At 56.2% G+C, this 26,144-nt stretch carries 19 protein-coding genes; 9 read left to right on the top strand and 10 right to left on the bottom strand.

Features of this window, described 5'->3' with window-relative positions; genetic code table 11:
* Positions 1-41 precede the first annotated feature (41 nt).
* The 5 genes from DEU53_RS04140 to DEU53_RS04120 all read right to left on the bottom strand — a co-directional run bounded on the left by DEU53_RS04140 (position 42) and on the right by DEU53_RS04120 (position 9,138).
* Positions 42-1,475 (bottom strand): efflux transporter outer membrane subunit, encoded by a 1,434-nt coding sequence (locus tag DEU53_RS04140; RefSeq protein ID WP_110866116.1) that lies wholly within the window; start codon positions 1,473-1,475, stop codon positions 42-44.
* A gap of 1 nt (position 1,476) precedes the next feature.
* Positions 1,477-4,632 carry an efflux RND transporter permease subunit gene (locus DEU53_RS04135; protein WP_110866115.1) on the bottom strand — a complete coding sequence of 1,052 codons (3,156 nt, stop codon included), beginning with the start codon at positions 4,630-4,632 and terminating at the stop codon, positions 1,477-1,479.
* Positions 4,633-4,634: 2 nt separating this feature from the next.
* On the bottom strand, positions 4,635-5,777 hold the full coding sequence (locus DEU53_RS04130; RefSeq protein WP_110866114.1) for an efflux RND transporter periplasmic adaptor subunit: 1,143 nt from the start codon (positions 5,775-5,777) through the stop codon (positions 4,635-4,637).
* A gap of 259 nt (positions 5,778-6,036) precedes the next feature.
* Positions 6,037-6,678, bottom strand: a complete 642-nt coding sequence (locus DEU53_RS04125; RefSeq protein WP_110866113.1) for a glutamate racemase — start codon at positions 6,676-6,678, stop codon at positions 6,037-6,039.
* A 99-nt stretch (positions 6,679-6,777) separates the two neighbouring features.
* Positions 6,778-9,138, bottom strand: coding sequence for a membrane-bound PQQ-dependent dehydrogenase, glucose/quinate/shikimate family (locus DEU53_RS04120; RefSeq protein WP_110866112.1), 2,361 nt, complete (start codon positions 9,136-9,138; stop codon positions 6,778-6,780).
* 367 nt (positions 9,139-9,505) lie between these two features.
* Between DEU53_RS04120 and DEU53_RS04115 the strand changes: the two genes are divergently transcribed.
* From DEU53_RS04115 to DEU53_RS04105, 3 genes are all read left to right on the top strand, one after another.
* Positions 9,506-10,435, top strand: coding sequence for an ABC transporter substrate-binding protein (locus tag DEU53_RS04115; RefSeq protein WP_110866111.1), 930 nt, complete (start codon positions 9,506-9,508; stop codon positions 10,433-10,435).
* A complete protein-coding gene (locus tag DEU53_RS04110) occupies positions 10,432-11,775 on the top strand; it encodes an NtaA/DmoA family FMN-dependent monooxygenase (protein WP_110866110.1) in 1,344 nt (447 codons plus the stop codon). Before DEU53_RS04115 ends, DEU53_RS04110 begins: the two co-directional genes overlap by 4 nt.
* A 235-nt stretch (positions 11,776-12,010) precedes the next feature.
* The gene (locus DEU53_RS04105; RefSeq protein WP_110866444.1) at positions 12,011-12,976 is read left to right on the top strand and encodes a GT-D fold domain-containing glycosyltransferase; all 966 of its coding nucleotides are present in this window, start codon (positions 12,011-12,013) and stop codon (positions 12,974-12,976) included.
* Positions 12,977-13,034: 58 nt separating this feature from the next.
* Here the strand turns inward: DEU53_RS04105 and DEU53_RS04100 are convergent, their stop codons facing one another.
* On the bottom strand, positions 13,035-14,333 hold the full coding sequence (locus tag DEU53_RS04100; protein WP_110866109.1) for a Fic family protein: 1,299 nt from the start codon (positions 14,331-14,333) through the stop codon (positions 13,035-13,037).
* Positions 14,334-14,410: 77 nt separating this feature from the next.
* Positions 14,411-15,043 carry a DapH/DapD/GlmU-related protein gene (locus DEU53_RS04095; protein ID WP_110866108.1) on the bottom strand — a complete coding sequence of 211 codons (633 nt, stop codon included), beginning with the start codon at positions 15,041-15,043 and terminating at the stop codon, positions 14,411-14,413.
* 132 nt (positions 15,044-15,175) lie between these two features.
* Between DEU53_RS04095 and DEU53_RS04090 the strand changes: the two genes are divergently transcribed.
* A complete protein-coding gene (locus tag DEU53_RS04090; protein ID WP_110866107.1) occupies positions 15,176-16,078 on the top strand; it encodes a ParB/Srx family N-terminal domain-containing protein in 903 nt (300 codons plus the stop codon).
* Positions 16,079-16,281: 203 nt separating this feature from the next.
* Here DEU53_RS04090 and DEU53_RS04085 read toward each other — a convergent pair whose 3' ends face one another.
* Entirely contained in the window at positions 16,282-17,376 is a 1,095-nt protein-coding gene (locus DEU53_RS04085; protein ID WP_110866106.1) for a tRNA-dihydrouridine synthase, read from the bottom strand.
* Positions 17,377-17,479: 103 nt separating this feature from the next.
* Between DEU53_RS04085 and DEU53_RS04080 the strand changes: the two genes are divergently transcribed.
* The gene (locus DEU53_RS04080) at positions 17,480-18,355 is read left to right on the top strand and encodes a LysR family transcriptional regulator (RefSeq protein WP_101764454.1); all 876 of its coding nucleotides are present in this window, start codon (positions 17,480-17,482) and stop codon (positions 18,353-18,355) included.
* A gap of 14 nt (positions 18,356-18,369) precedes the next feature.
* Positions 18,370-18,531, top strand: a complete 162-nt coding sequence (locus tag DEU53_RS04075; protein ID WP_225608150.1) for a hypothetical protein — start codon at positions 18,370-18,372, stop codon at positions 18,529-18,531.
* 83 nt (positions 18,532-18,614) lie between these two features.
* Here DEU53_RS04075 and DEU53_RS04070 read toward each other — a convergent pair whose 3' ends face one another.
* Positions 18,615-21,008 carry a TIM-barrel domain-containing protein gene (locus DEU53_RS04070; protein ID WP_110866105.1) on the bottom strand — a complete coding sequence of 798 codons (2,394 nt, stop codon included), beginning with the start codon at positions 21,006-21,008 and terminating at the stop codon, positions 18,615-18,617.
* A 14-nt stretch (positions 21,009-21,022) separates the two neighbouring features.
* Positions 21,023-22,324, bottom strand: coding sequence for an MFS transporter (locus tag DEU53_RS04065; protein ID WP_110866104.1), 1,302 nt, complete (start codon positions 22,322-22,324; stop codon positions 21,023-21,025).
* Between the two features lie 230 nt (positions 22,325-22,554).
* Between DEU53_RS04065 and uxuA the strand changes: the two genes are divergently transcribed.
* The 3 genes from uxuA (at position 22,555) to uxuR (ending at position 26,061) form a co-directional block, all read left to right on the top strand.
* Positions 22,555-23,748 (top strand): mannonate dehydratase, encoded by a 1,194-nt coding sequence (gene uxuA / locus DEU53_RS04060; RefSeq protein ID WP_110866103.1) that lies wholly within the window; start codon positions 22,555-22,557, stop codon positions 23,746-23,748.
* On the top strand, positions 23,748-25,163 hold the full coding sequence (uxaC, locus tag DEU53_RS04055; RefSeq protein WP_110866102.1) for a glucuronate isomerase: 1,416 nt from the start codon (positions 23,748-23,750) through the stop codon (positions 25,161-25,163). Before uxuA ends, uxaC begins: the two co-directional genes overlap by 1 nt.
* 121 nt (positions 25,164-25,284) lie before the next feature.
* Positions 25,285-26,061: a Uxu operon transcriptional regulator gene (gene uxuR, locus DEU53_RS04050; protein ID WP_110866101.1), complete on the top strand. Its 777-nt coding sequence runs from the start codon at positions 25,285-25,287 to the stop codon at positions 26,059-26,061.
* Positions 26,062-26,144: the final 83 nt, after the last annotated feature.

Genomic DNA, 26,144 nt, shown 5'->3' with positions numbered 1-26,144 from the left:
AATTTATTGCGCGATAAATCGCGCCGCTACGAAAAGTGCAATTATTGCGCGCTCATTATTTCAGATTCTTTCAACGCCGTGCCGCCACCCATCACTTTATAGAAGGTGATCAAATTCAGGTAATAGGCTTGCTGCGTACTCACCAGATTGGTTCGGGCACTGTACAGCGTGCGCTGCGCGGTTAACGCATTGAGGTAGCTATCAACGCCGTTGCGGTAGCGCAGATCCGCCAGATGATAATAGGTTTGCGATGCCGCTACATTACGCTGCTGACTGCTGAGCTGATCGTTGATGGTGCCACGACGCGCCAGCGCATCCGCCACTTCCTGGAAGGCGGTTTGCACCGCTTTCTCATACGCCGCTACGTAATATTCCTTCTGTGCTTTGGTGTATTTCAGGTAAGAGACGTTGTAGCCGCCCTGGAAAATCGGCAGCGAAATGCTCGGCGCAAACGACCAAATGCCCGCCCCGTTTTTAAACAGCGTCGACAGATCGCTACTGCCGACGCCGCCGCTGCCCGTCAGCGTAATGCTCGGGAAGAAGTTGGCACGCGCCGCGCCGATACTGGCGTTGGCAGACTTGAGATTATGCTCGGCTTGCAACACATCAGGACGATTCAGCAACGCATCTGATGAGACGCCCGCAGGTACCTCGCGCAGTGCGTTACCGATCGACTCAATGCTGTCAGGCAGCAGGTTATCCGGCACGCTGCGGCCCACCACCAAATCCAGCGCGTTTTTATCCTGCGCCACCAGCGTGCTGTAGCTGGCGACATCGGCCTGCGCGGATTGATAGGTGGTTTCCGCAGACGAGACATCCACCATTGAGGCGATACCATTTTCCATCTGCTTGCGCGTCACCTGCCACGATTGTCGCGCACTCTCGGCGGTCTCTTTAGCAATCGCCAGATTGCTGCGATCGGCGGCGAGCTGCAGCCAGTAATCCACGGTGTTGTACAACACCGTCAGGCGCGTGCTGCGTGCGCCCTGCAGCGTGCCGAGATAGGTTTCATACTGCTCGCGCGTCAGGCTCTGGTTTTTGCCAAACAGATCGAGTTCAAACGAACTGACGCTGCCTTCTGCCGAATAACTGTTGCTGATGGCGGTTTGATTGCCTTCGCCTGTTAACGCGCGTGAACGCGTGCCGCTCACGCCGGCGCTAATAGCCGGGAACAGATTGGCGCGCTCTTCACCGTATTGCGCATGCGCGGATTTAACGCTGGCCACCGCTTCACGCAAGTCGCGGCTGCTATCCAGCGCCATCGCCACCACCTGGCGCAGTTTGGCGTCGAGCACATAATCCTGCCAGCTCAGGTCGCGGTAGTTGCTGGCTGGCGTGCCTTGCAATGAACGATAGGCTTCACCGCTCGGCATCTGGCTGCTGACCGCGCCTTGCGGGCGCTCATAGTGCGGATCGAGCGACACACAACCCGACAGCAGCGCGGGAACCAATACCATTAAGAGTTTTGCCGACATGTTATTCCCCCGCCTTGGCCACAGATGCATGATTATCGTCATGCGGTATCGCCGGGAACACGCGACGCACCAGAACAAAGAACAGCGGTACAAAGAAGATCGCCAGCAAGGTAGCGGTCAGCGTGCCGCCAATAATACCGGTACCAATCGCAATACGGCTGTTGGCGCCCGCGCCGGTGGAAATCGCCAGCGGCAATACGCCAGCGGTAAATGCCAGCGAAGTCATAATGATGGGCCGCAGGCGCATCGATGCCGCGTGCGTCGCCGCCTTCACCAGGCTTTCCCCTTTGCGGTAATTGTCTTCGGCGAACTCAACGATCAGAATCGCGTTCTTCGCCGACAAGCCAATGATGGTTAACAGCGCCACCTGGAAGTAGACGTCGTTTTCCAGCCCGCGCAGGCTGATCGCCAGCAGCGAGCCGATCACGCCTAGCGGCACCACCATCATCACCGAGAACGGCACCGACCAGCTTTCATACAACGCCGCCAGGCACAGAAACACCACAATCAGCGAGATGCCATACAGCGACATCGCCTGGTTGCCGGAGAGTTTTTCCTGATAGGACAAGCCGCTCCACGCAAAGGTGGTGCCCGCCGGCAGCTTCGCCGCCAGTTTTTCCATCGCGCTGATCGCATCCCCAGAACTCTTGCCGGCCGCCGCCGAACCTTCGATTTCGTAGGACGCGAGGCCGTTATAACGAGACAGCACATCCGGGCCGTACGCCCACTCTGAGGAGGCAAACGACGCAAACGGCACCATGGTGGTATTGCTGTTGCTATCGCTGCCGCGCACGTACCAGCGATCGATATCTTCCGGCTTGCTGCGGAACTGCTGATCGCCCTGCATGTAAACCTTCTTCACGCGGCCACGATCGGTGAAGTCGTTGATGTAGCTGCCGCCAATCGCCGCACTGAGCGTGTCGTTGATGTCGCTGATGGTGAGACCCAGCGACTGCGCTTTTTCATCGTCGATATTGACTTGCAGCTGCGGCAAATCCGGCAAGGTGTTAGCACGCACCGCGCTGAGTAGCGGATCCTGATTGGCTTCAGCAATCAGCTGATTGCGCATTTGCAGTAGCTGATCGCGCCCGGTGGCACCACGCGCCTGCAGCTCAAAGGTGAATCCGTCTGACTGCCCCAAACCGGACACCGACGGCGGCGACAGCACGAAGATCTGCGCATCACGAATGCTGGCAAGATTGGCCATTGCACGCGCGGCAATGGCATCGGCACTGTTTTCAGCACCTTTACGCTCGCTCCAGTTCTTCAGCGAGATAAAGCCAATCCCAGCGTTCTGGCCGCTGCCGGCAAAACTGAAGCCATTCACCAGCATGCTGACGTTGACGTTGTCTTTTTCTTTGCTCGCGAAGTATTCCTGCACCTGACGACGAACCGCGCTGGTGCGGTTTTCCGTCGCGCCCGGTGCCAGCTGGTATTGCACCATGATATAGCCCTGATCCTCAGTCGGCAGGAAGCCGGTCGGCAAACGCATATATAGCACCGCGCAACCGATCAGCAGCACCGCGTAGAGCAGCAGATAGCGCACCGAACTGTGCAGCACATGACCCACGCCGTTGTGATAACGCGCCTGCACGCGCTCGTAGCTGCGATTGAACCAGCCGAAAAAGCCCTTTTGGCCGCCTTCTTCGTTGTGCGGTTTGAGCAGCGTGGCGCACAACGCCGGCGTCAACGTTAACGCCACGATCACCGAGAGCACCATCGATGACACAATGGTGATGGAGAACTGACGATAGATAACGCCGGTTGAGCCGCTAAAGAAGGTCATCGGCAGAAACACCGCCGACAGCACCAGCGCGATACCAATCAGCGCGCCGGTGATCTCCTTCATCGATTTTTCAGTGGCCTGACGCGGCGGCAAACCCTCTTCGCGCATCACACGCTCGACGTTTTCCACCACTACGATTGCGTCATCCACTAACAGCCCAATGGCGAGCACCATGCCGAACATAGTTAAGGTGTTGATCGAGTACCCGAACAGTGACAGCACGCCAAAGGTTCCCAGCAACACCACCGGCACGGCAATCGCCGGAATCAGCGTGGTGCGGATGTTCTGCAGAAACACGAACATCACGATCACCACCAGAATCACCGCCTCGATCAGGGTTTTCACCACCTCTTCAATCGAGATTTTCACGAAGTCGGTGCTGTCGAGCGGATACGCCACTTCATAGCCCGGCGGCATGCTGCTGCGGAACTCGTCGATGGTGGCTTTCACCTGTTCGGCGGTTGACAGCGCATTGGCGCCGGACGCCAGCTGCACCGCAATCCCTGAAGCCGGGTGACCGTTCGCCAGCACGTTGGCGCTGTAATCCTCGTCACCCATTTCCACGCGAGCCACATCACTCAGATGCACCACCGATCCGTCGCTTTGGCTTTTCAGCACGATATTGCGGAACTGTTCCGGCGTTTGCAGACGTGAACGCGAACGCACGGTCGCCACCAGCTGCTGCTCTTTGCTGGCCGGTTGCGCGCCCAGCTGACCGGAGGAAACCTGGGTATTCTGGCTCTCCAGCGCGCTGGTCACATCGGACGGCATCAGCGAAAAGGAGGCGAGTTTGGCGGGATCGAGCCAGATGCGCATGGCGTATTCGGCACCAAACACCTGCACGCTACCGACGCCCGGCACGCGCGCCAGCGTATCTTCCATGTTACTGACCATGTAGTCCGCCACATCGGCCGAGGTGCTTTGGTTGGTTTTATCGTACAGCGCCAGAATCAACAGGAAGTCGCTTTGCGCCTTCTCCACCGTCACGCCTTGCGTGGTAACGGACGTCGGCAAGCGGCTTTCGGCCTGCTGCACTTTGTTCTGCACCTGCACCTGCGCAATATCCGGATCGGTGCCCTGCTGGAAAGTGACGCTGATTTTTACCTGGCCGGTTGAGGCTGTGCTGGTGGAATCGAAATAAAGCAAGCCGTCGAGGCCGGTGAGCTGCTGCTCGATCACCTGCGTGACGCTGCTTTCCAGCGTTTCCGCCGACGCGCCGGTGTAAGTAGCCTGAATACTGATCTGCGGCGGTGCGACGTCGGGATATTGCGCAATCGGCAGGCTTTTAATGCTGAGCACGCCAAACATCATGATGCAGATGGCGATCACCCAGGCGAATACCGGGCGGCGAATAAAGAACTGAGCCAACATAGTTACTGGCCTCCGCTTCTGGCGCTGTTTGGCGTCACTTCAACTGCTTTTACCGTCATCCCGGCCTGCACTTTGGCGGTGCCTTCGACAATCAGCTTGTCGCCGCTGTTTAACCCGCTGGTCACCAGCCAGGTGTTGCCGATAACCCGATCGGTCACCACTTCCCGGCTTTGCACTTTGTTCTCGTTATCCACCACCAGCGCCGTGGCGTTGCCCTTGGCATCACGCGTGATGCCCTGCTGCGGGGCCAGAATCGCATCGTTTTTAACACCGTTGGTGACGCTGGCGCGCACATACATGCCCGGCAACAATTCATGCTGCGGATTGGGGAAGATCGCGCGCAGCGTAACGGTGCCGGTGGCTTCATCAACCGCCACTTCGGTCAGTTCCAGCTTGCCGGGATGATCGTAATTGCTGCCGTCTTCCAGTTTTACCGTTACTGGCACCACATCGCTGCTCTGCTGAAGGGAAGCCTGCTGACGCTTCAGTTTCAGCAGTTGCACGCTGGATTGCGTGAGATCGACATAGATCGGATCGAGCGCGCGAATGGTCGCCAGCGCCGTGGTTTGCGCCGAGGTCACCAGCGCGCCCGGCGTCACCGACGAGATGCCGATGCGGCCAGAAATTGGTGCTTTGATTTGCGTGTAGTTAAGGTTGATACGGGCGCTTTCGACGGCGGCACGATATTGATCAACCGACGCCACGTTCTGTTGATAGGTTGCCAGCGCATCGTCGGCATCCTGACGCGATACGCCGTTCTCTTTCACCAGCGCGCTATAGCGCGCGGATTTTAACTGGCTACTTTTCACTAACGCCTGCGCATTTTTCAACTGCGCAACGGCCTGGTCGTAGCTGGCCTGATAGCTGGCCGCATCGATTTGATACAGCACCTGACCGGCTTTGACTTCGTCGCCTTCGGTAAACAGGCGCTTCTGGATGATACCGTCCACCTGCGGACGCACTTCCGACACCATGCTGCCCACCACGCGTCCGGTGAGTTGACTATCGAGCGTCACCGACTCAGTTTGCAGCGTTTTCACGCCGACTTCGGTGGTCATGTCGCCCGCTGGCGGGGCGCTATTTTGGTCACAGGCGGCGAGCAATAACACCAGCCCGGCGATGGCCGTGCGCTGAAAATTCTTCATGAATAATCCTGTAGTGAACGTTCATTCTCAATCTTGAGTCTACCAAATCGCGGATGTGGGCGTATGTCAGGAAAATGAAAAGAGCGCTCATGAAAAGCGACAGCAGAATAGCGTCCTCTTTGATTGAGGATTTTTAGGGGTTAAATCGCTATGGGTTACAAAGTGTTGCTAACGATAATGAGTTATACCCATTAATGCAAATGATTATTATTTACATGAAAGTAAACGTTAACCTGATGCGCGGTCTTGCGTGCGCACCCTACGAAAAATTATGTACCACCTTTAACGCCAGCTGCGGGCTGGTTAACGGCTGACTATCGGCACTAAACAGCCTGGACGCCGCCGCCATGGAAACCTGGGCCAGCGCCACATGATCCGCGCCCTGCTGCTTCCCGTCTGCCACCGCTTGCGCAATCATCTGCAGATACGCATCCTGATGACCCGCTTTGAACGCCGCCCATGCGCCAGGAATCAGCTGCACAACAGGATGCTGTTCAACCGGCAGCGTCGCTGGGCAAAACAGCGCTCGCGTCGCCGCCAGTGTGGATTCCGCCGCACACAGCACCAGAGATTTACCCGGCAAACGGTGCACTTCATCGGCCAGCATGCGATCGGTGCGATACACCGGGCAATCATGCCCTTCAACACAAAAACCATCGGCAACCGGACCCAGCGTCGAGCAGGTAATCAGAATCGCGTCGAACCACGGCGTCAGGCTGCGTAACAGCTGTTCCAGCTTTTGCTGCTGAGAAGCGGTCATGCCACCGGTCAGCTCGGCTTCCGCCAGCAAATGCGGCATCACGATATGACTCAGTGCGCCGTTGCTCATGCCCAGTGAGTGCGCGGCGTCATCGAAAATAGCGATATTACTGGCGGCGGTATGCAGGCAGGCGATAGTCATAGAATTCCTGATCAGTGGCGTCTTTCACGGAGGTTCAATATAACCTGACAAAAACAAAAAAAGGCGCCACAGCGGGCGCCTTATTCTATTTTACTGCGATTACTTCAAACGGAATGCCACAACGCTGTCACCCGCCTGGGTGCCAAGCGAACCGTGACCGCCTGCGGCAATCACTACATACTGCTTACCGTCTTTACCCATAAAGGTAGACGGCGTGGCTTGCGCACCGGCACTCAGCTCGGTCTGCCACAGCAGTTCGCCGGTGGTGCTGTCGTAGGCGCGGAAGAAGTTATCCGCAGTTGCACCGTGGAACACCAAATCCCCTGCGGTCAGCAATGGACCACCGTGCGCCACCATGCCCATCGGGAAGCCGATGGGGAAGCGGCCAGGCAGGAAGCTGGTCTTCAGGTTTTTGGTGACGCCCACGCGGCGCAGCCATTCGGTTTTACCGGTCTTCAGATCCACGCCCACCATGCGGCCCCAAGGCGGCGCTACACAGGGAATGCCGAGGCCTGACGCCATCTGCTGGATATGGATCGCGTAGTCACCGTGGAAGTTTTCGTTCCAGTATGGCGTGCCATCTTTGGTGAACAGGCGCTCGGTGGCGGTCTGCTCGGTGCGTTTGATCAGGTTGTACTTGTAGGCCAGACGCACTGGCGCGGCAATCAGCATTTGACGCTGCGGATCGACAGCAACAGAACCCCAGTTGAACACACCAATGTTGCCAGGGAAGATCAGTGAACCGCCTTCCGTTGCTGGCGTCCACGGATTACCATCATAGCGCAGGCTACGGAAATCCATGCGGCATGACATCTGGTCAAACGGTGTGATGCCCCACATTGACTTCTCGGTCAACGGCTGCGGGATGAAGTTCAGGCTGGAAACCGGCTGAGTCGCCGCAAATTTCTCACCCGCTACGCCACCTTCAGTTGAAACCTTCACCTGGTTTACCGGATACACCGGCTGGCCGGTAAGACGGTTCAGCACAAACAGGTTGCCGGTTTTGGTCGGCAGGATCACCACAGGCTGCTTCTGGCCTTGATAATCGATGTCCACCAGCGAAGGCTGTGACGGATTATCGCGGTCCCACAGATCGTGGTTGGAGCTCTGATAGCGCCATTTGAACGCACCGGTTTGCAGATCCAGCGCCACCAGCGCATCACGGAACTTCTCGGTGTTGCTGTTCGGATCGCGTTCAATGCCTACTTCATCCGGTGAAGCGTTACCAAACGGCACATAGACTACGCCATTTTTCAGGTCAGCACTCAACGTGCCCCACGCCACTGGCGTGTCCTGCGGGTAGTTTTGACCGGCAGCAATTGGCGCGGTGTTTTCCGGGTTAGCCGGATCAAAGTTCCACACCAGACGACCGCTTTGCACGTCATAGGCACGAATCACGCCTGACGGGTTGCCGCTGTTGAAGCCGTTATCCATCACGGAACCGCCAACGATCACCAGCTTGCCCGCCACCAGCGGTGCTGCGGTTTGCATCAGCGCATGTGGACGCACTTCACCCATGTTGGCGTGCAGATCAACCACACCGTTCTGACCGAAATCTGCGCACGGTTTACCGGTATCGGCATCCAGCGCAATCAGCTGCGCATCGGTGGTGGCGTTAAAGATACGCTTACGGCAGATGGCCGGATTTGCGGTGCTATCCTGTGCGGCAACCGGGGTTTCTTCGTAGTAGCTTACGCCGCGACACGTCTGATGCTGCTGCAGGTAAGAGCGATCTTTATTTGGCGTGAATTTCCACTTCACCGCGCCGGTTTCCGGATCAAGCGCATGCACTTCGTTATGCGGCGTACAGAAATACAGCATACCGTTGGCTTTCAGCGGCGTAGCTTCGAAGGTGTATTCGGTGGCATCCGCATCCTGGCGCAAATCACCGGTGTGATAGGTCCATGCAACTTCGAGGTTTTTGACGTTGTCTTTGCTGATCTGATTCAGCGCCGAGAAACGCAGGCCGTCAGACGAACCACCGTACGCGGTCCAGTCGTTAGCGGCGCCCTGCTCGCTGTTTTGCTCGCGGGCATTGCTGATGGTGCCTTGCTGCGGAACCGGATCGTAGAAGCATAGACCAATCACCACCACGATCATGATAATCACAGTGCCGCCGAGGAAGCCGTGGAAACGGCGTTCGCCGCGATACAGCGGTTTCACCACCCACGGCATCGCCAGCCACAGGCCGATCACGCCGAACAGGTCACCGCGTGGGATCCACTGCCATTTATCAAAGCCCACTTCCCAGATAATCCAGGCGAGCGTAATCCACATCAGCACCGCATACAGCGCCAGCGCGCTGCGCTGGTTGCGGAACAGTAAAATTGCGGTGATAAGTAATCCCACCGCCATCAGCGCATAGAAGGCGCTGCCGCCCAGCATCAACAGCTTGCCGCCCATGTACAGCAAGGCAATCGCCAGAATCGCGAGCACGATACTGGTTAATTTGTTAACCATGCTAATCCCTCAACCATATTCATCGAAAAACCTCAAAAATAACCCCACATAAAATCAACAGAATTTTAACTTACGTTACCGTTTAGTAAAAACCCGTTGCGAGGTGTGTCGTTAGCTCCGCTAATGAATGTAGTTTGGCTAATGGCTGCCAGCTACCGCCTCGTTCAATCTGTGACTGAAATCACGTTTCATTTTCGTTGAGAGAATTAATCATTAGTGAGGAAAATTCGCATTTTTTGATAACGAAAAATGGCGAGGATACGCGATTTGGGGGCATTTGCGCCTGAGACATAACCTTGCGCAGATTTGTTACTACGCCCGCTGTAGTAGAAAACTTACGCTGTTTTCTTTTTACCCGGGAAACGTTATGAAAATCACTATATTAGCCAGCTCATTGTTGCTCCTCGCGGTGACTTCTCACGCTGCAACTGACCCACTGATCGTCGGCGATCAAAAAGGCAATGCTCGCGCGGTGATGTCCGCCGCTGGCGAGCTCAACAATGTGCCGTATGAAATCAAATGGTATGAGTTCCCCAACGCTGCGCCGCTGCTGGAGTCGCTCAACTCCCAGCATCTGGATGCCGGCTTAGTCGGCGATGGTCCGCTGTCGTTTGCCGTGGCCGCAGGCGCGCAGATCCGCGCCATTCAGGCATCGCAATATCTCGGCAATGCCATCCTGGTGAAAAAGGACAGCGCCCTGCACAGCATCGCCGACCTAAAAGGCAAGAAAGTGGCGACGGTAAAAGGATCGGCCGGGCAAAACATGGTGCTGAATGCGCTGCACGAAGCGGGTTTGCCCGACGACAGCGTCAATTTTGTCTTCACCACGCCGTCGGAAGCGACGCTGGCGCTGGATAGTGGCGCGGTGGATGCGGTGGCAACCTGGGAACCTTATGTGTCCTTTGCCGTGGCGCAGTCCGGCGATCGCATCGCCATCGACGGCAAAAATTCGCCAGTTTCAAACTATCTGGTGGCGACCGATAGCGCCATCGCCAGCAAGCGTGAACAGCTCACGGACTTCCGCGAGCGCCTGATTCGCGCACGTGCGTGGGGCGTGGCGCATCCACAAGCCTACGCCAGCGAGATCGCCAAACTGCTGCGTCTGCCAGATGCGGTGGCGTTAAGTAAAGTACAGCGTGAAAACAACGCGCCGGTAGAAGATTACGCGTTGGTAGAGAAACGCCAGCAACTGGCGATTGATACCTTCACCCGTGGCGGCCTGATCAAACCCGGCTTAAAAGCCGACAAACTGGTGGATGCCTCCTTCTTTAACGCCAACGGAGCCGCCAAACCATGATGAATCTGGCGCTCTACCTCGACTCCGGCATTCATCAGGGCGGCTGGCGCCATCCCGATTCGGCCGCGACCGGCGGCAGTAACTGGCCGCTGTACCGCAAAATCGCCCAGCGCGCTGAAGACGCGAAGCTGGACATGATTTTTGTCGCGGACAAGCTGGCGATTGATGATGTTTACGGCGGGCATCTGGCGCACACCGTGCAGCATCGTCAGGTTGGCTGGTCTGAACCCTTAACATTATTAGCCGCGCTGGCGGCGGTGACTGACCACATCGGCCTCGGCGGCACGGTTTCCTCCTCCTATTCGGTGCCTTACACCACCGCGCGTCAGCTGGCAAACATCGACCATATTAGCGGCGGGCGCGCAGCGTGGAACGTGGTTACCTCGTTGAGCCACGCCGAAGCGCGCAACTTTGGTCGCAGCGAGCACTTCAGCCATGAAGCTCGCTATCGCCGCGCGGCCGAATTTATTGATGTCATGAAAGCGCTGTGGGACAGCTTTGAAGAGGACGCGCTGATTCTGGATAAAGCGCAGGCGCACTTTGCCGACCCGGCACGCTTCCATAAGCTTGATCATCAGGGTGAATCTTTCAACGTGCAGGGACCGCTTAATCTGCCGCGTCCGCCGCAAGGTCATCCGGTGGTGATCCAGGCTGGCGTATCGGAAGCCTTTATCGATCTGGCCGCGCAACAGGCGGAAGTGCTGTTTGTGGTGCAACCCAATCGGGAACGCGCGCAGCAGTTTTATCAAACCCTGAAACAGCGTGCGCTGCAGTATCAGCGTCAGCCCGATCAACTGCGCATTCTGCCCGGCATGGTGCCGATTGTCGGCAACTCGCAGCGCGATGCCGAGGAGCGTGCGGCGTACCTGAAATCATTGATTACCGTGGAATCGGGCCTCAGCTTTGTTTCGGCCAGCATGAATATCGATCTGTCGCAGTACCCCATTGACGGGCCGGTGCCTGACCTGCGTGAAAAGATCACCGGCAGCAAAGGCCGTTTTCAGTATGTGATCGCCAGCGCCATTGAGCAGAATCTGACGCTGGGCGAGATGGCGAAACGCTACGCCGAGAGCTTGTCGTTCCCGGCACCGACCGGCACAGCGGATAGCATTGCGCAGCAGATGATTGACTGGTATCAGCATCAGGCCTGCGACGGTTTTGTCATTCTGCCCACCTACATTGACGAGAATGAAGATCGCTTCCTCGAACAGGTTGTCCCGCGCCTGCAGGCTGCGGGCGTCTTCCGCAGCGACTATCAACCGGGCACGCTGCGCGATCGTTTAGGCTTAGTAAAGCCGGAAAATCGCTTTAACCGTTCGTCATCAATTGAAATAACTTAATTAATCATTAATGCGCTGCTGCGATTATTCCTGGCAACAATTATCATAGCAGCGCGAATAAGTGCGGTTTTATTACAGTTTTATTTATTCCCTCTTCATTTAATCTTTTTAAATTGATTAGCCACTGCGCCGCAATGACTTTTTGAGAGTTTCCTCAGCCTGTTATCCCGGATTAAGCGTGATATAAATCACGTAACTGCTCTGCGGCAAGGCCGCTAATAAAAAGAAGGTTATGATGATTAGCGCAGATTTCTTTTATCGTAAATTACGTTTTCCTTTTAAACTCACACACGCTGCTTTTAAGTTTCCGGTTGCCAATGCGCGAGCCCGGCAATATCAGGTGATGTCGCCTGAACAGACCATCGACCTGCTGCTTAGCAACCACAATCTATCCATCAGCCGCTATGGCGACGGCGAACTGGAAATGACTTTGTTCAAGAATATCGGCTTTCAATCTTTTGATGAACGACTCTCTATTCGCCTTAAAGAGATATTACGGCGCGGAAGTCAGCCGAAGAATCCGTGTTTATTATGTATGCCCGATGCCTTTCGCGGCACCGCGAATATGCGTTTTGGTTCGGCCCTATTCTGGTTTTTTCATAAAGCGTTTTATTTTCGCCATTATGAAACCTTATTAAAGAAAGATTATCGCTACGGCAACACCTCCGTTACGCGTCCCTATCACGATTATAAGGACAAGCAGCAGGCGGTTCGCGTGTTTAATAAGTTCAAGCAGCTGTTCAGCGATAAAAAGATATTAATTGTGGAAGGCAGCGGCACGCGTCTCGGCATCGGTAACGATCTGCTTGATGACGCGCGGGAGATTAAACGCATCACCACGCTCAATCGCAACGCCTTCTCGGTCTACAACGATCTCTACAGCTCGGTGCTGGCACACGCGCGCGATTACGATATGGTGCTGATGTCGCTCGGCCCCACCGCCACGGTGCTGGCTTACGATCTCAGCCAGCATGGCATTCGCTGCATTGATACCGGCCACATTGATATCGAGTACGAATGGATGCGCAGTGCCGCGCGTGACAAGGTGCAGGTGGCTGGCAAGAACGTCAATGAAGTGGGCGTGTTACTCAGCGACGATGCGCGCGACGCCGACGATCATTATCGCCAGCAGATTTTGCTGCATGTCGGGTTGCCGCAGGAAGCGGTGCTATCGGCGATGGTAATGCATCCGCCGATCTAATCCACATCGCAAGTAATCGCAAAAATAGGGCATTTTGAGATTGCTTGCGATAACGCTGTTACCCTTCGCGCTTTTTCAGCCACTCCTGCAGCTTGCGCAGTGAAACAGGTGCCTGATACACCGTTCCTTTCCCCTCCTTTAGTGGACGCAACAATCCCTGTTCGGTGAGGTTTTTCAGGCGCGCACGCGCGGTGTTATCCGCGATGCCGAGCCGCGATTTAATCCCGGCAGAGCTGAGTAACGAACCCGGCGCATTCAGCGCGATGGCCATGATATCCAGCTCACCTTTGGCTAAGGTCATATGCTCTTCCACCCACGTCACTAAACGTTCCCGCTCTTTGTGCAGCGTGGCGATTTGCTCGGTGAAGGCAGTCACCGCGCGCATCACCACTTCGCACTGAAACTGCACGAAATAGGTCAGATCCATCTCATCAGTTTCGCTGTAAAGATAGGAAATACCGTACTTTACCGCCGCGGCTTTCAGCAGTTTGCTGATGGAGATATAGCGGAACGCGCTGTAACCGTGACGAATCAGATGATGATAGAACAGCCCGCGCGCGGTGCGCCCGTTGCCGTCAATGAAGGGATGAATGTAGCCGATAGTAAAGTGCAACACGCAGGCCACCAGCAACGGATGCGTGCCCTGCTGCTCCAGCCAGGCAACTTCGGCGCATAACGCGTCCAGCAGGCTATTGAGCCGCTGATAATCCGGCGGCTGATGAATGATTTCGCCGTCGCGCCCGGCAACAAACACATCGTTATTGTCGCGCACGGCGCCGGGCCGATATTTTTCATCATTAATGCCGGCGCAGGCGATGTGATGAATTTCCAGAATATCGGCGCGCGTCAGCGGCGCGTCACCCAGCGTGGCAATGTGCTGCATCAAGCGCCAGTTGCCCATGATCATGCTTTCATCTTCGTTGCGCGGTGCACGCCCCACCGCCAGCAACTCCATCGCCACGCGCGAGGTGGTCGCCGCGCCTTCCAACTGGCTGGATGAAATCGCCTCTTCCATGATCAGCTGTGACATCAGGTAAGAAGCCGCGTCCTCATCCGTTGGTTCGCCGTTGCGCGCAAAGGTCATACGATCAACCATCGACATCGCCGCCGTGATTTTGGCCGTAAGATTACAGGTCACGGTTTGATCGGCGATCACAAAGTGCTGCGCGCTGCTGCGGCGCTTGAATTTCAGTGCGCTCCACACTTTCTCACGCGTCTGACTATCACTGACACGACGATATAACTCATCGAAATGCAGATAGCGCTCATCCCACTCGGCATGATTGGCGAGGAGCGAATTAATCTCACTGATACTCAGCGAATCAATAAGTTGAGCGGGTGGGCGGCGCAGCTTCATCTCAAGCAATCTCAAAAACAGGGTATTTTGAGTTTACTTGAGATTCGCTGCGACGACAAATGGCGCTTGCAGCGCGGTTAGCTGCCGTGCCGCTGGCAAAATGCGCGGAGATCGGAGGATTGGAAATCGGCCAGATTCGCCATCAGCTTCTCCAGCGGCCAGTTCCACCAGGCAATCGCCTGCAGCTGCGCGGCAATATCCGCCGCGAAACGTGCACGGATCACTTTGGCTGGCACGCCACCGACAATGGTGTATGGCGGCACCTCTTTCGTCACCACCGCACCGGCCGCCAGCACCGCGCCGTCACCCACCGCCACGCCCGGCAGTACGATCACGCCATGCCCAATCCACACATCATTGCCAATGATCACGCGATCGGCGCGACGGTCAGCAAAGAAGCCATTATCGCGTTCCGCCTGCGCATCGTAGTATTCCGGACAGTAGGTGAAACGGTGCTGCGAGGCGCGATCCATCGGATGATTGGGTGCGCCAATCCGTACATGATTGGCAATGGCGGTAAAGCGTCCGATTTGCGCATCGGCGACGCAGCAATGCTCTCCGAGATAGGAGAAGTCGCCCAGTTCGCTGTATTCGATATAGGTTTCGGCCAGCACTTCACATTGCGCGCCAATCTGGGTTTCGCGCATGCGCACGCTGGGATCGATAACAGTGTGTTGCAGTTTTGTCGGTTGCACAGCAGCAAGTGCCATAATCAAAGCTCCGTGTGGTCAGATGTCTGGATGACCGGTTGCGACTGGGCAACCGCGAGCGACAACACTACAGCGGCAAAATGACACTAATGCTATTGTGCGTATCTGTTTCAGGCGATTCGAGGAAAAGGAATGAGAACACCGTGGTCAATACTGGCGCTGTTATGGTCAGCCGGACAGGCATCCGCCGCGCTGCCCGCCGACATCAAAGCCGGTGATATTGTGCAAGTGCAGTTAGCGCAACTCCATCCGACGCAGGCTGCGATTGGCTATCGTCAGCTGGATTACAAACAGCATCGTTATCAAGCCGAACCGAAAAAGCTGTTCGATGATTATTGCGAAAGTATGGGGCAGAAAGGCGTTGATAAATTTGACAGTAAATCACGTCTCTCGCAGCCCAGCAGCTTCAGCTGTAAAGCGCCGGTCGGCAGCGAACCGGGGCCGATGAAAACGGCGGTGATTGCGCCGGATAACGTGCTGTACCTTACCGATGGTCATCATACTTTCAGCAATTTCGCGGATATTGCTGGTCTTAACACGCCGGTGCAGGTGCGCATCACCGATGACTTCCGCAGCCTGAAAACCATGTCCGCCTTTTGGCAAAAAATGGAAACGGCACATCTGGTATGGCTGGATACGCCTGCTGGCAAAATTAAACCGGATGCGCTGCCGAAAGAGTTGGGCCGCCAGCATATGCAGAATGATGAATATCGCTCGCTGGTCTATTTCGTGCGCGATATTGGCTTTGAGAAGGAGCAGAATCCGCCGCCGTTCCTCGAGTTCTACTGGGGCAAATGGCTGGAAACGCAGCTGCCGCTGAAGAACTTTGACCTCAACAATCGCAGCGGTTACGCCAAAGCGCTGGAAACCATCGCTGAGAAGATGACCAGCGTGCCGAAAGACACGGTAATTGCGCACAGCGATAGCGGCCCGCTGACGGCGGATCGGTTAGGCGCACGTAAGAAAGTGAACGAGAAGAAGCTGGAGAAGCTGGTCTCTGACAATGGCAAACTGACGTGGGCTTTTGCGCAATAATCGTGTGGTCGCCATTCATGGCGTAATGCTCGTCAGTTGAGACATGAAAACCCTTAATTATCGAGAGCACACATTGTAGCGGCGCAATTTATTGCGCGATAAATCGCGCCGCTACGGAAGGTGCGGTGATTTGATACGGCGCTTAACTGATCGGCATTACGCCATTCATGGCGACCCATTCACCCATCAGCGCCCTTTCAGCGTTAAACCAATTCGCAGTTTTTCACACCCGCCGATGGCGCCAGCAGATTTTTATCAAATTCGCGCAGTGCCACGCCATCACGAATACGCATCGGCCAGTCGGGATTGGCTAGCGCGCTTTTGCCTATCGACACATAATCCGCGCCCTGCTCCAGCGCCTGCGCCGCCGTGCTGGCATCACTTAACGCGCCATTGGCGATAATCGGCAATTTCGGTGCCGCCTGACGCGCAATTTGCACCAGCGACAGCGGCGAATCGGCAAATGCCGGTTGCAGCGCGTCATATTCAGTCAGATGCAGATAATCCACGCCGGCCTCAGCAATCGCGGCGAATACCAGACGCGCGCCCGCTTCGCCTTCTTGCCATTTGTGATGAAAATCATTCACTTTGCCCTGTGAGAGGCGAATTCCCAGCGTAACATCCTTGCCTACGCGCTGGCGCACCGCGGCAATCACCGCCAGCGTCAGAGACAAACGCGCCACGATATCGCCGCCCCAGCGATCGCTGCGCTGATTGGTGTAATCGGTAAAGAACTGGTCAAGCAGATAGCCGTTAGCGCCATGAATTTCGATGCCATCAAAACCCGCTTCGCCGACTGCCCGCGCCGCAGTGTGCGCAAAGCTGTCGATCACCTGCTGGATCTGCTCTTCATTCATTTCGCGTGGCAGCGGATAGGCGCCATGACCGTGATAGAAACCGAGTTGTTCCCCGCGCGGCTGCACCGCTGAGGGCGCGAGCGTGTCCGGTCGATAGATATTGCCCTGCGATATCGCCCCAGCATGCATCAACTGCGCAATGATTTTGCCGCCATGCTGATGCACCCGATCGGTGATCGCGCGCCAGCCGGCGCTCTGTTTAGCGTTAATCAGCCCCGCCTGAAACGCATAGGTTTGCGACCAGGCTTCATCGATATAGATGCCTTCGGTGATGATGGCGCTGAAGCCGCCGCGCACGAAGCGCTGATAGTAGTGCTGCATACGTTCGCCTGGTATGCCGTCAACGCTGGCGGAGATGCGCGTCATGGGCGCCACCATAATGCGATTCTTCAGCGCCAGCCGATTCAGTGTGCCGCTCTGAAAAAGATGTTTATCACTCATATTGCTCTCTGGATGCGGATTATCTACAGAGCGCAGTATATTCGGTCGCCACAGGGACAAAAATGGCCGATGATGATACGTCTGTATAACGGAAATCGTTACAATGAACTCAAAAGATGTTGAGGTATTTCTGATGGTCACCCAGACGCGCAGCCTGACGCAGGCTGCGCGGCGACTGAACACCACGCCAATGACGGTCTCACGCCGACTCGCCTCGCTGGAAGAAGATCTCGGCGTGCGCCTGCTGCATCGCACCACCCGCGCCATTGCGTTAACAGATGAAGGTGAAGAGTTTCTGCCCTACGCCAAAACCCTGACGGAAACCGAACAGAGCGCGCGCAATCTGTTCTCGCCGAATAAACAGGGCGCCACCGGCCAGCTGCGCATCACCGCACCTTCTGGTTTTGGCCGCCGCACCATTATTCCGTTGCTGCCCGCGCTGATGGCGGAGAATCCCGAACTGAAGATCGATTTCCAGCTCAGCGATAACGTCACCGATATTGTTGGGCTGGGCTACGATGTCGCCATTCGCATCGCCCCGCTGCGGGATTCGCGCTTAGTCGCGCAGCGGCTGGCGGATAATCCGCGCGTGCTCTGTGCTTCTCCAGACTATCTGGCGCGCTTCGGCACGCCAAAACTGCTGGCCGATTTGCATCAGCATAACTGCCTGCGCTTATCCGGCGTGCCGCAATGGAGTTTTATAGTCGACGACCATATTTCCAGTGTCAGCGTTGAGGGCCGTTTTAGCGGCAGCAATGTGGAAGGCGTGCGTACCTTATGCGTAGCGGGCAGCGGCATCGCCCAGCTCTCTGCGTGGGATGTGCAGCAAGAGTTGGCGGCAGGTGAACTGACTGAGATTACTTTGCGAGATGCTCAACCGCAGCTGCTCGGCGTCTGGGCGCTGTTTCCCACCGCACGGCATCTGCCAACGCGCGTCACGGTTTTTCTAAACGCCCTAAAACAAGCGATGGCACGTTAATTCAGAAAATGTGAATGGCGAATCAGGGGCAAAATCTGGATGCGGAAGAGGTGGGATTAACCGCGAAGAAAATTAAAATCGACGCATTTCTTGAACTGATTTTGGCAGGAAAGATCAGCGACGCGACAACGGTTACCGCGTTTCTGTTGGCGCGAGCGAAAGGGTTAATCGACTGATCTCTCTGCTTTATTCCAGGTGCGCATGAATGCGCACCCTACGAATACAACATCGATGTAGTGCCGCCATTCAGGGCGACCGATTACTCCGCAGCAATATCCGCTAACACCGCTTCTGCCTGCGCCTTATCCACCGCTACGCCATCAATAAACAGCTGACGCTGTTCACCCGGCGGCAGCATAATCTTCAGCGTCTGCCAGGCTGGCTGGAAGCTGCCTTTACGCTGGAAGTTGAGGTGAATCGCCTCAGCATCGCTGCGCATTTTCCAGTTGAGCCATAGCGCATTGCCCTGCTGATAACCCCAGCTTTCGCCATCATCCTCAAACAGCATACCGTGGCTAACCCCTTTGCCTTTCAGCGGGAACAGCTGCAAGGTGCGGCGATCGTCAGTTTTAGTGTCAACATGACGCAGGCGCTCGCTGAGCGGTAAGCCCGCTCCGGCACGCACCAGCATCGGCTGGGTTTCCAGCGGAGCCGCCAGCGTGATCCATTGACCGCCGCTGAACCATTGCTGGGTAGCGAAGTCATACCAGCCAGTTTGGTTGTCGGGCAGCCACAGACGACGCTCGCGCTGGCCGGGTTCGACCACGCTGGCCACCAGCAGATCGCGGCCCAGCATAAACTCATCGCACTCGGCGAACGTCTGCGCATCCTGTTCATGATCGAGGAAAGTCGGACGTAGCATCGGTTCATCGTCAGCATGCGCCTGCCACAGTAACGTATAGAGGTAAGGCAGCAGACGATAACGCAGTTCAATCGCGGCGCGGATCGCAGGCGTAGCCGCCGGATACATCCAGGGTTCATTGACGGTGTGATCGTCATTCCACGAGTGAATGGTGAAACGCGGATGCATCACGCCGTTTTGTACCCAGCGCACAAACAGTTCTGCATCTGGTTTATCGCCGGAGAAGCCACCGACGTCGTGTCCCACGTTGTACAAACCGGACAGGCTCATACCCAATCCCATGCGGATGTTGTAACGCAACGTGGTCCAGTTGGTGCGGTTATCGCCGCTCCAGGTTTGCACATAGCGCTGCATCCCGGCGCAACCCGAACGGGAAATCAGGAAAGGACGTTTTTCCGGCGCGAAGCGCTGTTGCGCTTCCATCGAGGCGCGCATCATCAGCAGCGGCATCACCGGGCGAATGTGTTTGATGGCAATTGGCGTGCCGAAACCGTGGCAACGCGCTTCGCCGTCCCACACTTCATATTCGTTATTATCGTTCCAGGTGGAATCGATGCCCTTTTCCAGCAGCTGTTTGGTGACGTTTTCCTGCCACCAGGCGACGGCTTGCGGATGGGTAAAATCGAGATGTGAACCTTCGTCATCCCAGAACACCGAACGTTCAGGCGCATCTTCTTCGGAGTCACGAATAAACAGCCCTTGTTCCGCCACTTCGTTATAACGCGGATGATCCTGTAACAGGCACGGTTTGATATTGGCGGCGAGGCGCAAGCCGGCGTCGTGAAACGCCTGGCTCATCACCTCCGGCTGCGGCACTTTGTCGTAGTTCCAGTTGAACACGTAGCGCTTGTTGTTAATTGAGGTGTAGCCGGACGAGAGCTGGAATGAATCGCACGGAATATCGTGCTCTTCGCAGAGACGAATGAAGTTCATCAGCTGATGTTGTGCATCCGGCGCATCGGTGTAATGCATGGTTGAACCACTGTAGCCAAGGCTCCATTTCGGGCCGAACAGCGTTTTACCTGTGAGACGCACGAAGGCTTTGGTGACATCCAGCACCTTGTCACCGACAAACAGGTAATAGTCGATATCACCGCTTTCCGCCTGCCAGCGGCGATACGGTTTGTGATAGTTATCGAGTTCATTACCCAGATCAAACCAGCTGCTGCTGAGGTTATCGTAATAGAGACCAAAGCTAACATCGGTACGACGGGTGATGGAAAAAGGCACATGCTTGTACAGCGGATCGGTGGAGGCCGCGTTGTAGCCCATCGCATCAAGGTTACGCATCTCATAGCGCTGGCCATTACGCTGCAAATCGCCGGTTTTCTCGCCCAGACCATAATAGCGATCGTCATTCATGCGGCACTGATAGTGCGCCACGCCATCGCCGTGCGCGTTGATTTGATAAGCGCTGGTTGGGCGGTCGCAGGTCAGCAGCTGCCATGCGCCATGGCTGTCGCAATATTGCCACTCCAGCGCCAGCGGTTGATGGACGATCACCCGCAGCTTATCGGTGGCCACCACCAGCGTGTCGCCCTCTTCTTCCAGCGTGAACGATGGCAAGGTGAATCCGGCCAGGCTGTCACGCTGACGCCCTTCCCACGGCACATCACTTTGTGGCGCGATGCTCCAGGTGCGATCGAGGCTGTATGCGCCATGACGTTTAATCGCCACGCGGAACATGCCCGTTTCCAGCACATACAGACACAGCGTGTGTTTGCCGTCGACGGTTAACGCCACGTGGTGTGCATCGGAACCGGCTAATGACCAATTTTTTAACGTTTTCATCGTTACCTACTTTTTCATGCGCGCTGGGCGCGACGTTCAGCAATAAAAGCAATCAGGAATACGGCGCCAATCAGGTCGAAGAAGCCCATGGCGACAAACAGCGGATTAAAGCCAATGGTGTCGGCGGTAACGCCGATCAGCAGTGAGAACAGGAAGCTGGAGATCCAGGCGAACGAGCCGCGCATGCCGTTGACGGTGGCCATCTGGCCTTTATCAAACTTCTCCACCACCAGCGCGCTCAGCATGCAGGAGATGATCTGATGGCCGAAACCACCAATCGAGATCAGCGCAATCGCTACGTAAGGATCTTTAGTGACCGCCACCAGCGCCAGCGACAGCATCAGGAAAGCGCCCGTCACCGAACTCGCCACCACGGAATTAACCTGAGTAAAACCAAAGATTTTGGTGTAGAGCCGCGTCAGATAGCCGCTGGCCGCGCTGCCTAAATCGGCGGCGAGGAACGGCAGCCAGGCGAACATAGCAATCTGCTTCAGATCCATACCCAGCTCTTTCGCCAGATAGAGCGGCACCCAGAAGCTCAGCACGCCCCAGGCAGGTTCAGCCATAAAGGCGGGAATGGCGATGCCGTAAAAACGTTTGTTTTTCGACACGGTTTTCAGCGCGGTAAAGAACGGCAGTTTCACTGCTGGCGGTTCATTATCCTGACGAATAAATTCCAGTTCCGAGGCCTGCAGATTGGGATGCTGCTCCGGATCGCGATAGAACAACCACCACAGCACCACCCAACCCAACGCCAGGCAGCCGGTGAACAGGAACGCGCCCTGCCAGCCAAAGGAAGCGTGCGCAAAGTAGATAATCGGCGGTGCCAGCATCGCGCCAAGCGAGAAGCCCACGCCCGCCCATCCGGCGGCGATAGGACGCTCTTTTTTCGGGAACCATTCGCCAATCACTTTGGCGTTAGCGGGCGTGGCTGCTGCTTCAGCGCCGCCCATGACAAAACGCAGGATAGCCAGATGCACCCAACTGGCCGCGCCAGCGTGGAACAAACAGGCGACGGCCCAAATGGTGGCGCAGATCAGGAAGCCGACTTTCAGGCCAATAACGTCGATCAGCCAGCCGCAAATGGGTTGAAAGAAGGTATACGCCAGCTGGAAGGCGCCGACGATCCAGGAATATTGTTCGGTGGTGATGTTGAGGCTGGTTTTGAGCTCCGGTGCCAGCAAGCCCAACGAGTTACGGGTGATGTAGTTGACCGTGACGCCTGCTAAGAACAGCACCAATACCCACCAGCGCAGATTGCGCAAGGTGCGTTTGGTGCCTGCGGCGGTTATCCCTGGGTTTAAACTGCGGTTCATCTGATTCTCCGTTAGTGAGTCATTTCTAACCATCCGCCAGGAGTGAACCACAGTTGCGAAAAGTGGTCGCCAGATTGATGTCGCAAATGTGATCTGGTTAACCAAAATTACTTACCAGGTTGACTTAACCCCGTAAAGAGCAGAGTTTTAATCCGGAATCGCGTAGTTATTATCTGATGTAGCGCGCTAATAAAGAATATTGGTCAACCAATAGTGAGTGAGGTAACAACATGAAGCAGACCTGGCGCTGGTACGGCCCCAACGATCCTGTCTCTCTGTCCGATGCGCGCCAGGCGGGCGCAACCGGCATCGTCACCGCACTGCACCACATCCCTAATGGCGAAGTGTGGTCAGTCGACGAAATCATGCAGCGCAAGGCGCTGGTGGAAGCCGCCGGTTTGGTGTGGTCGGTGGTGGAGAGCGTGCCGATTCATGAAGAAATTAAAACCGGCAGCGGCCGCTGCCAGCACTGGATCAGCAACTATCAGCAGTCGCTACGCAACCTGGCGCAGTGCGGCATTAAAACCGTGTGCTACAACTTCATGCCGATCCTCGACTGGACGCGCACCGATCTCGAATATCTGCTGCCGGATGGCGCGAAAGCCCTGCGTTTTGATCAGATTGAGTTCGCGGTGTTTGAACTGCACATTCTGCAGCGTCCCGGCGCGGAGCAGGATTACAGTGCGCAAGAGATCGCCGAGGCTGATAAACGCTTTGCAACGATGAGTGAAGAGCACCGTAACCGCCTGATGCGCAACATCATCGCCGGTTTGCCGGGTGCGGAGGAAGGCTACACGCTGGATCAATTCCGCGCCCAGCTGGCGCGTTATGAAGGTATCGGTAAGGCCGAGCTGCGTGAGAATTTTGCCACCTTCCTGCGCGCCATTGTCGCGGTTGCGGAAGAAGTGGGCGTACGCATGGCGGTACATCCGGACGATCCGCCACGCCCAATTCTCGGCTTACCGCGCATCGTTTCCAACGCCGACGATCTGCAATGGATGATCGATACCGTCAGCAGCCCCGCCAACGGTTTCACCATGTGTACCGGCTCGTACGGCGTGCTGGCAGAGAATGATTTAGCCGGCATGGTCAAGCGCTTCGGCCCACGCATCTACTTCGCGCATCTGCGCTCCACCAAACGGGAAGCGAACCCCAACAGCTTCCACGAAGCCGCGCATTTGGGTGGCGATGTCGATATGTTTGCGGTAATCAAGGCGATTGCCGAAGAGGAGCAGCGCCGCAAAGCCGCAGGACAGCCGGATTTGATTCCGATGCGTCCCGACCACGGCCACCAGATGCTGGATGACCTGAAGAAGAAAACCAATCCCGGCTACTCGGCGATTGGTCGCCTGAAAGGATTGGCGGAAATTCGCGGCGTCGAATTGGCGATCCACCGCGCCTATTTTGCTCAGGAAGCCCACTAATGCGCTTTATGGATGAAGATTTTCTGCTGCAGAGCGACGTCGCACGGCGCTTGTACCACGACTTCGCTGCGGATATGCCAATCTACGATTATCACTGTCACCTCAATCCGCAGGAGATTGCTGAAGATCGTCGCTTCGACAACCTCGGCCAAATCTGGCTGGAAGGCGATCACTACAAATGGCGCGCGCTGCGTGCCGCGGGCGTCGATGAGTCGTTGATTACCGGCAAGAGCACCAGCGACTACGATAAGTATCTCGCCTGGGCGCAAACGGTGCCAAAAACCCTCGGTAACCCGCTCTATCACTGGACGCACCTTGAACTGCGGCGCCCGTTTGGCATCACCGATACGCTGCTTGGCCCGGACACCGCGCCTGCGATCTGGCAGCGCTGCGCCGAACAGCTGGCGACGCCGGAATTTTCCGCGCGCGGCATCATGCGCCAGATGAAGGTGCGCATGGTCGGCACCACCGACGATCCGGTTGATTCACTGCACTATCACCGCCAAATCGCCGATGACCGCAGTTTTGATATTGACGTTGCGCCGAGCTGGCGTCCGGACAAGGTCTTCAAAATCGAGCTGGAGGGTTTTGTCGACTATCTTGCTCGTCTGGAAGCCGCCGCCGATGTCGCCATCGACAGCTTCGAGGCGCTACGCCGCGCGCTGTTACGACGCCTTGACCACTTCTCCGCCCACGGTTGTCGCGCCTCAGACCACGGTATTGAAACCCTGCGCTTTGCGCCGGTGCCGGACGACCGCGTGCTCGATACGATTTTGGCGAAACGTCGCCGTGGCGATGCGCTGGATGAATTGGAAATCGCCCAGTTCAGCAGCGCAGTGTTGGTATGGCTTGGCAGCGAATATGCGCGACGCGGCTGGGTAATGCAGCTGCACATCGGCGCGATCCGTAATAACAGCACACGCATGTTCCGCCAGCTCGGGCCAGACAGCGGGTTTGATTCGATTGGCGATAACAATATTGCCTGGCCGCTAGCGCGCCTGCTGGATGCGATGGACCTCAACGATCAGCTGCCGAAAACCATTCTCTATTGCCTCAATCCGCGCGATAACGAAGTGCTGGCTACTATGGCGGGCAACTTCCAGGGCGCGGGCGTTGCCGGCAAGGTGCAGTTCGGTTCTGGCTGGTGGTTCAACGATCAGCGCGACGGCATGCTGCGTCAACTGGAGCAACTGTCGCAAATCGGCTTGCTCAGCCAGTTTGTCGGTATGCTGACCGATTCACGCAGCTTCCTCTCCTACACGCGCCACGAATACTTCCGCCGTATTCTGTGCAATCTGCTGGCGCAGTGGGTAAAAGACGGCATTGTGCCGCACGATGAGCCGATGCTCGGCAACATGCTGCGCGACATCTGCTTTAACAATGCCGAACGCTATTTCGCGCTGAAAGCCCAGTGATGGTGGCCTGGTCACTGCGCGCCGTGACCAGGCCGATTCTTATTCGCTATGCTATAGTGCGCGTCTCTGAGTGAGGCTGTATCAGAGATTGTGAATCCTTTAACACACAGAAAAGAGCACGATGAAAACTCAAACTTCAGCACAGCGCCCTTATCAGGAAGTCGGGGAAATGCTCCGCCAGATGATCACGCAGAAGCAGTATGCGGTGGGCGAACGGCTGCCGCCGGAGCGCGAACTCGCCGCGCTATTGAATGTGACGCGTACGCTGGTGCGTGAAGCGCTGATTATGCTGGAGCTGGAAGGATTAATTGAGGTACGTCGCGGTGCGGGCATCTATGTGATTCACGATTCGCCGCAGCAACCTGTTTCGCTTCACAAAGCCAGCAACGATGCCGGACCGTTCGAGATGTTGCAGGCGCGTCAGCTGCTGGAGAGCAATATTGCCGAGTTCGCCGCGCTGCAGGCGACGCGTGAAGACATTATGAAGATGCGCCAGGCGCTGGAGCTGGAAGAGAAAGAGCTGGCGTCGGGTTCGGTCAACCAAAGTGAAAACGGCGATCGCAATTTCCATCTGGCGATTGCCGAAGCCACCCATAACAGCATGCTGGTTGAGCTGTTTAAGCAATCCTGGCAGTGGCGCGAAGATAACGTGATGTGGAGCCAACTGCATCGCCATCTGGTCAACAACGATTACCGCAAACAGTGGCTCGACGATCACAAAAAAATCCTCGCGACGCTGATCAAAAAAGACGCGCGCGCCGCCAAGCTGGCGATGTGGCAACACCTTGAAAATGTGAAACAGCGGCTGCTGGAGTTCTCAGACGTTGATGATATTGATTTCGATGGTTATCTGTTTGAATCCTGGCCGCTGTACGCCACCCATAATCCGCCAAACTAATGTGCGTTAACGACTTACCTTGTAAGGCTAATTACCGAGAGCACACATTGAAGCGGCGCAATTCATTGCGTGCTAAATCGCGC

Source organism: Pantoea sp. AG1095, assembly GCF_003208415.1.
GTDB lineage: Bacteria > Pseudomonadota > Gammaproteobacteria > Enterobacterales > Enterobacteriaceae > Pantoea > Pantoea leporis.
This window is presented reverse-complemented; position numbering and strand designations above follow the sequence as displayed.

What these genes read in the sequence shown, in the direction of transcription:
- DEU53_RS04140 (WP_110866116.1), bottom strand. Translation starts at nt 1,475, where the DNA reads ATGTCGGCAAAACTCTTAATGGTATTGGTTCCCGCGCTGCTGTCGGGT.
- DEU53_RS04135 (WP_110866115.1), bottom strand. Translation starts at nt 4,632, where the DNA reads ATGTTGGCTCAGTTCTTTATTCGCCGCCCGGTATTCGCCTGGGTGATC.
- DEU53_RS04130 (WP_110866114.1), bottom strand. Translation starts at nt 5,777, where the DNA reads ATGAAGAATTTTCAGCGCACGGCCATCGCCGGGCTGGTGTTATTGCTC.
- DEU53_RS04125 (WP_110866113.1), bottom strand. Translation starts at nt 6,678, where the DNA reads ATGACTATCGCCTGCCTGCATACCGCCGCCAGTAATATCGCTATTTTC.
- DEU53_RS04120 (WP_110866112.1), bottom strand. Translation starts at nt 9,138, where the DNA reads ATGGTTAACAAATTAACCAGTATCGTGCTCGCGATTCTGGCGATTGCC.
- DEU53_RS04115 (WP_110866111.1), top strand. Translation starts at nt 9,506, where the DNA reads ATGAAAATCACTATATTAGCCAGCTCATTGTTGCTCCTCGCGGTGACT.
- DEU53_RS04110 (WP_110866110.1), top strand. Translation starts at nt 10,432, where the DNA reads ATGATGAATCTGGCGCTCTACCTCGACTCCGGCATTCATCAGGGCGGC.
- DEU53_RS04105 (WP_110866444.1), top strand. Translation starts at nt 12,011, where the DNA reads ATGATTAGCGCAGATTTCTTTTATCGTAAATTACGTTTTCCTTTTAAA.
- DEU53_RS04100 (WP_110866109.1), bottom strand. Translation starts at nt 14,333, where the DNA reads ATGAAGCTGCGCCGCCCACCCGCTCAACTTATTGATTCGCTGAGTATC.
- DEU53_RS04095 (WP_110866108.1), bottom strand. Translation starts at nt 15,043, where the DNA reads ATGGCACTTGCTGCTGTGCAACCGACAAAACTGCAACACACTGTTATC.
- DEU53_RS04090 (WP_110866107.1), top strand. Translation starts at nt 15,176, where the DNA reads ATGAGAACACCGTGGTCAATACTGGCGCTGTTATGGTCAGCCGGACAG.
- DEU53_RS04085 (WP_110866106.1), bottom strand. Translation starts at nt 17,376, where the DNA reads ATGAGTGATAAACATCTTTTTCAGAGCGGCACACTGAATCGGCTGGCG.
- DEU53_RS04080 (WP_101764454.1), top strand. Translation starts at nt 17,480, where the DNA reads ATGAACTCAAAAGATGTTGAGGTATTTCTGATGGTCACCCAGACGCGC.
- DEU53_RS04075 (WP_225608150.1), top strand. Translation starts at nt 18,370, where the DNA reads ATGGCGAATCAGGGGCAAAATCTGGATGCGGAAGAGGTGGGATTAACC.
- DEU53_RS04070 (WP_110866105.1), bottom strand. Translation starts at nt 21,008, where the DNA reads ATGAAAACGTTAAAAAATTGGTCATTAGCCGGTTCCGATGCACACCAC.
- DEU53_RS04065 (WP_110866104.1), bottom strand. Translation starts at nt 22,324, where the DNA reads ATGAACCGCAGTTTAAACCCAGGGATAACCGCCGCAGGCACCAAACGC.
- uxuA (WP_110866103.1), top strand. Translation starts at nt 22,555, where the DNA reads ATGAAGCAGACCTGGCGCTGGTACGGCCCCAACGATCCTGTCTCTCTG.
- uxaC (WP_110866102.1), top strand. Translation starts at nt 23,748, where the DNA reads ATGCGCTTTATGGATGAAGATTTTCTGCTGCAGAGCGACGTCGCACGG.
- uxuR (WP_110866101.1), top strand. Translation starts at nt 25,285, where the DNA reads ATGAAAACTCAAACTTCAGCACAGCGCCCTTATCAGGAAGTCGGGGAA.